Here is a 6594-nt window from a genome sequence, read left to right as displayed (position 1 = left end):
CGACCTGACGACAAAATGAACTCCGGCGCGGAGGCGTAAAGATCCCAGATGGGCTCTGGGTCACATTTCTTCCGCTGCGGGCCCGGTCAGCCGCCCAAGGGCGGTTCCGGCAAGGCTTCCAGCCGATCCTGCAGCAAACGGGCGAAACGCAGCACGGTGCGGTCCTCCAGGTAAGGGCCGATGATCTGCACGGCCAGCGGCAGCCCCTCCGCGGAAACGCCGATGGGCAACGTCGCCGCCGGCAAGTAGACCGCCCCGGCCAGCCCCACCCAGACCAGGATATCCATATAAGGCTGGTCCACTCCGTTCACGGTCAGCGTACGCTGATCCGGGCCCGGCGTCTGCCGGTGGCTGAACGGCAGCGTCTGTACCACCGGACACAGCAACACGTCGTGGTCCTGGAAGAAGCGGCGCCATTGACGCCGCATCACCGTCCGCCGCTCATTGGCGCGCAGCCAGTCCGCATGACTCTGCGTGGTGCCGCGAGCGAAACGGGCCCGGTAGCCCTGATCATCCGGAGCGGCCTCGGCGGCCCCTTCTTCCATCTGCTGGTACAGCGACGGCGGCAACCCCACCCCCATGGTGCCAGCAAGTAACTGATAGTAAACATCGTATGCCTCGGAGAGGCCGATCCCCTCGGGCCGCGCATCGCGGTCCACCATCACACCCCATTGCTCCAATTGTCCGGTCAATTGCTCCAGGGCCTCGACGATACGCCGATCCACCGGGCAGCGGGGGTCATCCAGCCAGGCCGCCACCCGGAATGCCTCCAGCCGGTCATGGCGTGGTTCCGGCAACGCCAGACGCCAGCCGACACCTTCGTCCTGGTCCGGTCCGGCCAGAATGTCCATGGCCAGTTCCAGATCCTCCACATGCCGTGACATCGGACCGGCCACGGAGATATCCCGGGTGGACAGGGAACCCGGTGGCCCAGGGATATGACCTCGAGTGGGAATCAATCGCCAGCTCGGCTTCAGACCGGCCACACCGCAGAACGCCGCCGGAGTACGAATGGAGCCGCCGATATCACTGCCCAGTTCCAGCGGCGTCATGCCGGCGGCCAGCGCGGCGGCGGCACCGCCGGAGGACCCGCCCGGGGTCAATTCCGGATTCCACGGATTGTTGGTGGTGCCATGGATCTCGTTGAAGCTCTGCAGATCACCGGCGTAGGCCGGCACGTTGGTCTTGCCGAACAGCACCGCGCCGGCGGCGCGCAACCGCTCAATGGCATCGGCATCCTGTCGCGGGATATGGCCGGACAGATCCGTCACCCCGGCGGTGGTGGGCCAGCCGGCCACCTCGAACGTTTCCTTCACCGTCATCGGCACCCCGTGCAGCAGGCCCCAGTGTTCGCCCCGGGCCAGCGCCTCATCCGCCTCCCGTGCCCGCTGCCGCGCCTCGTCAAAACGCCGCACCACCACCGCATTAAGCGGCGGATCCAGCTTCTCCACACGAGCGATAAAGTATTCCAGCGCCTCGCTGGCGGTCAGTTCGCCCTCACGGATACGCCGGGCCAGTTCGGTGGTGCTCAGACGATGCAACGCCATCACAGCTTCTCCTTACCTTTGTTGTGGAATTTGGTTTCATTTTCATAATCGAACCCCCTTCATGCCGCCGGGTCAAGCGATGCCCCCCGTGCTCTTTCCTGGAGCCCGCGAGACCGCCGTGACAAAATGGGCCGCCCGCCAAAGTGTCCTGATCCACGGAGACCACCCAATGAAATACCTGCACACCATGGTCCGCGTCACTGACCTGGATGCTTCCCTGCGTTTCTATTGCGAGGGACTGGGACTGAAGGAAGTCCGCCGCAAGGACGTGCCCGCCGGGCGTTTCACCCTGGTGTTCCTGGCCGCGCCGGAAAGCCCGGAAGCGGAAGTCGAATTGACCTGGAACTGGGACCCGGAAGAGAACATGGGCTCGGCGCGCAACTTCGGCCACCTGGCCTTCCGGGTGGATGACATTTATGCGTTATGCCAACACCTCCAGGACATGGGCTACACCATCAACCGCCCGCCCCGGGACGGCCACATGGCGTTCGTCCGTTCACCGGATCTGATTTCCGTGGAATTGCTGCAGAAGGGCGATGCCCTGCCCGCGCGGGAGCCCTGGGCCTCCATGGAGAACACCGGCAGCTGGTAAGGACCGCGGGACACTGGTGATCCAAAGCAACGTCACATCTTCAGTGTCGAAGGGTTGCCCTCCACGGTGGTTGAGGTCGAGAGCCTGTTCATAGTTTTTACACCACCGCGTTGCCGCTGGAAAAGCCGCCAGACGCCACTGCGGACTGAAGGCTCTGGTGGGTCCAAAGTCAAAGGCCGCGGTGGCGTCTGGCGGTTTTTCCAGCGCAACCCGAAGGGCCGGGTCCACTTTCTTTAGGTGGAGAGTGCCGTCAGGGCGCGATTACGCTTGTTTATGTAGAATGACTACACCGCACAATCGAAATCACGACCTGACGACAAAATAAACTCCGGCGCGGTGGTGTAAAAACCACGAACAGGCTCTAGCATGGGCACCCATGCCAACTCCTGGAGCGCCACCATGAAACAAGTCGCCAAGGACCTGTGGGAGACCGAACCGGAATACCCGGCTCCCGGCTTGCAAACCCACGCCTATTTCTACGCCCATCCGGCGGGGAATGTGTTGTTCTACAACACCAGTCATGATGATGAGTTATCCGCGTTCGCCGATCACGGCGGCGTGCATCGCCAGTATCTGAGCCACCGCGACGAAGTCGGCGCCAGCCTGGCAGTGATCCGGACCCGTTTCAACAGTCAGTTGTGCGGGCACCGGAGCGAGCTGGAGGACATTGAAAAATACTGCCCGGTGGATGTGGTGCTGGCACAACGGGAGCACCATCCGCGCGATATCGAAATCCTGCCCACCCCCGGGCACACTCCCGGCAGTACTTGTTTCCTGGTGCAATCCCCCACTGGCGACCGCTACCTGTTCACCGGCGATACGTTGTACTTCGACGAAGGTGGCCAGGGCCGCAATGGTTTCCTGCCGTCGATGAGCGACCGGGAGGCGCTGATCGAGAGTCTGCATTTCCTGCGCACCTTGTCTCCGGATCTGGTGATCTCCAGCGCTTTCGGCGCCGGTGGCGGCTATCGCCGCTTCGAGGACGCGACAAGCTGGCAAGGCTGCGTGGACGAGGCGCTGGCCCCATTAAAGGACGGCGCGGTGGATTAGAGCCCCGCCGTGAGATCATGCCGGCTATCCCCCCGGCATCACCGCGAAATGCAGCATGACATGCACCTGGGCTTCCCCCACCAGGAACCCCAGCAGGGCTCCGACCGCGATCAGAATCCATTCGTCCTGCTGGAAAGCGGGGCGTAACAGTCCTTCGAACTCATCTTCGGTCAATTCCTGCATCTTGGTGACCAGCAGATTCTTCAGGTCCATGGCCTCCTGGGCGTATTCTTCCACATGGCCAAGCGCCTCCGGCAAGGCCGCCATCACTTTCTCCGACACCGCCTTTTTCATCTGCTGGTAGCGGCTGGTCCCCACCGCGAAGACCACCAGCGGCTTGGCCAGCCCGGCCTGTTCATCCAGGGTGCGTTGCACCTGCCGCTGAACCAGCACGAACAGGCGGTCCGACAACGGCCCCTTGAGGATTTCCTCGATGATCGCCTGCGGGGTGACGATTTCCTGAGCCACCAGTTCACCATAACGGGCCGCCACCTGCTTGCGCCGGCGTAGAAACAGCCCCTGCCATTCGAAAATACCGAAGTAACGCACTGGCTGTTTCGGGTTGAAGATCATCTTCAATGCCAGCCAGTCGGTGAACCAGCCGGTGAACAAACCGAACAGGGGAATCACCCAGACATTATGAGTCAGGGCCCAGACCACCGCCTGAACGCAACCGATGGCGAATCCGAAATAGATGCCGGACCGGGCAATGAATTTGAACTCCACATGCCCCGCTTCCAGGAACACCCGGTTAAGCAGCTCCTTGTCCCGCACCAGCGCGTTCACCACCATGTGTTTGAGGTCGAACACCCGATGGATATTGGATTTGATGTCCTCCATGATCTGCTCGACCATGTGTGGCGCTTCTTTTTGGATGCGCTGGATGACTCTTCGCTTGATCCCTTCGGGCAGGGTCTCCCACAGACCGGGCTGGTACTCCGAAGCCACCTCGCGGGTAATGTCCTCCACCACGTCGATGAGCGGATCGCGGATTTCCGCCGCCACCCGTTGCGGGTCCAGACGGTCGAACACATCCTCCGGTTTCAGCAGCCGCTCCATCATCAGATCACAGGCAATGCTGGCCATGGTGGCGGCCCGGCGCGGCACGATCCCCTGCCAGCCCAGCAACGGCGGTTTGCCAACAAATTCCAGTGGCTGGAACATCATGCGGATCGCCACCAGCTTGGTGACATAGCCGATCAAGGCCGCCACCACCGGCATGGAAAGGTAGAGAATCCAATTGGCGCGCACATCGGCGAGAATCAAAGACCAGTCCATCTCACCGTTCCTCCTCACCCAGTTGCATCACCGTGTCCCAGAGGCGCTGACCAGCGGGACTGATCACCAAGGTTTCCCGGCGGACCTTCAATGGCGGCCGCTCCCCGCCCCAGCGGCGCTGGGCCTCGCGGAACGTGGCATCGCCCTCGCACAACTCATAATCCATGCGCAGCGCCGCCCGTTCCGGCAACGCCGCCGCCAGACCGTTATTGATCAGCCGGGCCAGATACAACGGCACGTATTCCTGGGCATACACGCCGGCGCTGCGGCCGATACTGGAATAGCGGTGCAGCGCTTCCCCACTGTCACGCCAGCGGGCACGACGCAGAGTCAGCAACGGATAACCGGAGCCGTCGGACAGCGCCGCCAACAGGCGCCATTCATCGGAAACCAAATGACCGGCAAGGCCCTGGACGATCTCCATCTCCAGGGTGTCGGTATCCTGTTCCAGGCTGATGGTCAGACGATTCTGGAAGGCTTCGGCATGATGGGAGGCAGCCGGATCCAGAGCATCCATACGTTCCCTGAGACCACGGAGCACCTCTTCTTCCACGTGCTGAAAGCGGGCTTCGGCGCGGCGTATCGGCGGCAGACGCCGCAGTATCGCCAATACGCGGGCTCCCACCGGGGGCTGAGGCTCGGACCGGTTCGGCAAGTTGCTGCATCCTTATTCTTGTCGTGATTCTTCGGGTTCCCCGGCGCCCGTGGCTGACGGTGACCCGACTCGGTTATGGATTCAGCAATACCCAATTCATCGGAAACTGTCCACAGCAGACAGGTGACAGCACGTTGCGTTTTTTATGCGGCCAGGTTCCAGGGCGGAAGGAGCCCGGCCGCGACAGTCCCCGGGATACTATCCGGCATTGCCCGCCGAGATCACCTTCCGTTCCAGGAGCGCCTGGCATTGTTCTGGCGTGAAACCGGCCTGCGCCAGAACCTCAAGAGTATGCTCCCCCAGTTCCGGCAACGTATACGGTTTCTCCACCTCACCGGTGCCGGCGAAAGTGAAAGGCAGTCCGGGGATCTCCACCTCACCACCCCGGCCGTCGTGCACACGTTTGAAGATGCCGGTCGCCTCCACATCGGCACTGGCCCGGACCTGGCGGTAGTCCCTCACCACCCCGCACACCACGCCGGAATTTTCCAGTTGGGCACGCGCTTCTTCGCCCGTGTAGCCGCCCAGGGCGGTGCTCAGAATGTCGATCATCGCCGGCCGGTTTCTGACACGGTCGTTGCTGGTGGCGAAGCGCTCGTCCTTTGCCAGATCCGGCAGTTCCACGGCGCGGCAGAGTCGTTGCCAGTGATCCTCCATATAGGCGGAGATAACGATGTAACCGTCCTGCACGGTGATCAAATCCGCCGCCGGCGCCACCAGCGGCTGAGCATTGCCGACCCGTTGCGGCAAGGCGCCGGAGCAGGCGTATTCCGCCCAGATCTGTGACTGCAATCCGATTGCCGTGGCCAGCAGAGAGGCCTCGATGGTTTCCCCCTCGCCGGTCCGGGCACAGCGGAACAAAGCGGCGAGAACGGCGTTGGCGGTGGCCGTGGCGGTGGCCGCGTCAACCACGGCAAACCCGGTTTTCAGTGGTGTGCCTCCCGGCTCACCGGTGAGCGACATCATGCCGCTTTCCGCTTGCGCGGCGATATCCAGACCGGGGCGTTCCCGGGAAGGACCGCCAGTGCCGAATCCGGAAATAGAAGCATGGATCAGTCCAGGTTTTTCGGCGCGTAGCGTGGCCGCGTCCAGACCAATGCTTTCCATCACACCCACGCGGGTGTTTTGCACCACCACATCGGCCCGCAGGGCCAGCTTGCGGGCAATCTCCACGCCTTCGGGGTTGCGCAGATCCAGCGTTATGGATTTCTTGCCACGGTTATAGGCCATGAACATGCCACTGCGATAACCGCTCTTTTCACTGACACCGAACTTCCGGCTGTTATCGCCGTTGAAACTTTCAATCTTGATCACGTCGGCACCCAGATCCGCCAAAATCTGCGTGGCCCCGGGGCCGGCGATGAACTGGCCGAATTCCACTACCCGGACGCCATCCAGAGCCTTTTTACTCTCCGCCATAACCTTCATCTCCCTGCTCTTCCTGATGAGTTCGAATTTAATGTTGATGCCAA

At 62.2% G+C, this 6594-nt stretch carries 6 protein-coding genes; 2 read left to right on the top strand and 4 right to left on the bottom strand.

Annotated elements, in window-relative coordinates; all coding sequences use genetic code 11:
- Nucleotides 1-86 precede the first annotated feature (86 nt).
- Nucleotides 87-1547: an amidase gene (locus A6D6_RS10140; RefSeq protein WP_133492282.1), complete on the bottom strand. Its 1461-nt coding sequence runs from the start codon at nt 1545-1547 to the stop codon at nt 87-89.
- A gap of 169 nt (nt 1548-1716) precedes the next feature.
- Here A6D6_RS10140 and A6D6_RS10135 point away from each other — a divergent pair, with 169 nt between their 5' ends.
- Both A6D6_RS10135 and A6D6_RS10130 read left to right on the top strand, forming a co-directional pair.
- Complete coding sequence (locus A6D6_RS10135) at nt 1717-2139, top strand: VOC family protein (RefSeq protein ID WP_133492283.1); 423 nt, start codon at nt 1717-1719, stop codon at nt 2137-2139.
- A 399-nt stretch (nt 2140-2538) separates the two neighbouring features.
- Nucleotides 2539-3189, top strand: coding sequence for an MBL fold metallo-hydrolase (locus A6D6_RS10130; protein WP_236564068.1), 651 nt, complete (start codon nt 2539-2541; stop codon nt 3187-3189).
- A gap of 24 nt (nt 3190-3213) precedes the next feature.
- On the opposite strand, the gene A6D6_RS10125 is transcribed toward A6D6_RS10130, so the two are convergent.
- The 3 genes from A6D6_RS10125 to A6D6_RS10115 all read right to left on the bottom strand — a co-directional run bounded on the left by A6D6_RS10125 (nt 3214) and on the right by A6D6_RS10115 (nt 6541).
- Nucleotides 3214-4467 carry a DUF445 domain-containing protein gene (locus A6D6_RS10125; protein ID WP_159660666.1) on the bottom strand — a complete coding sequence of 418 codons (1254 nt, stop codon included), beginning with the start codon at nt 4465-4467 and terminating at the stop codon, nt 3214-3216.
- A gap of 1 nt (nt 4468) precedes the next feature.
- Nucleotides 4469-5077, bottom strand: a complete 609-nt coding sequence (locus A6D6_RS10120; RefSeq protein ID WP_159660665.1) for an Abi-alpha family protein — start codon at nt 5075-5077, stop codon at nt 4469-4471.
- A gap of 243 nt (nt 5078-5320) precedes the next feature.
- A complete protein-coding gene (locus A6D6_RS10115; RefSeq protein ID WP_159660664.1) occupies nt 5321-6541 on the bottom strand; it encodes a CaiB/BaiF CoA transferase family protein in 1221 nt (406 codons plus the stop codon).
- Nucleotides 6542-6594: the final 53 nt, after the last annotated feature.

The sequence above is a fragment of the Alcanivorax xiamenensis genome, assembly GCF_009846745.1.
Classification (GTDB): domain Bacteria; phylum Pseudomonadota; class Gammaproteobacteria; order Pseudomonadales; family Alcanivoracaceae; genus Alloalcanivorax; species Alloalcanivorax xiamenensis.
This window is presented reverse-complemented; position numbering and strand designations above follow the sequence as displayed.

Bases quoted from the DNA above. Each gene is read 5' to 3' on its own strand.
- A6D6_RS10130 (WP_236564068.1), top strand. From the start codon at position 2,539: ATGAAACAAGTCGCCAAGGACCTGTGGGAGACCGAACCGGAATACCCG.
- A6D6_RS10115 (WP_159660664.1), bottom strand. From the start codon at position 6,541: ATGGCGGAGAGTAAAAAGGCTCTGGATGGCGTCCGGGTAGTGGAATTC.
- A6D6_RS10135 (WP_133492283.1), top strand. From the start codon at position 1,717: ATGAAATACCTGCACACCATGGTCCGCGTCACTGACCTGGATGCTTCC.
- A6D6_RS10140 (WP_133492282.1), bottom strand. From the start codon at position 1,547: ATGGCGTTGCATCGTCTGAGCACCACCGAACTGGCCCGGCGTATCCGT.
- A6D6_RS10125 (WP_159660666.1), bottom strand. From the start codon at position 4,467: ATGGACTGGTCTTTGATTCTCGCCGATGTGCGCGCCAATTGGATTCTC.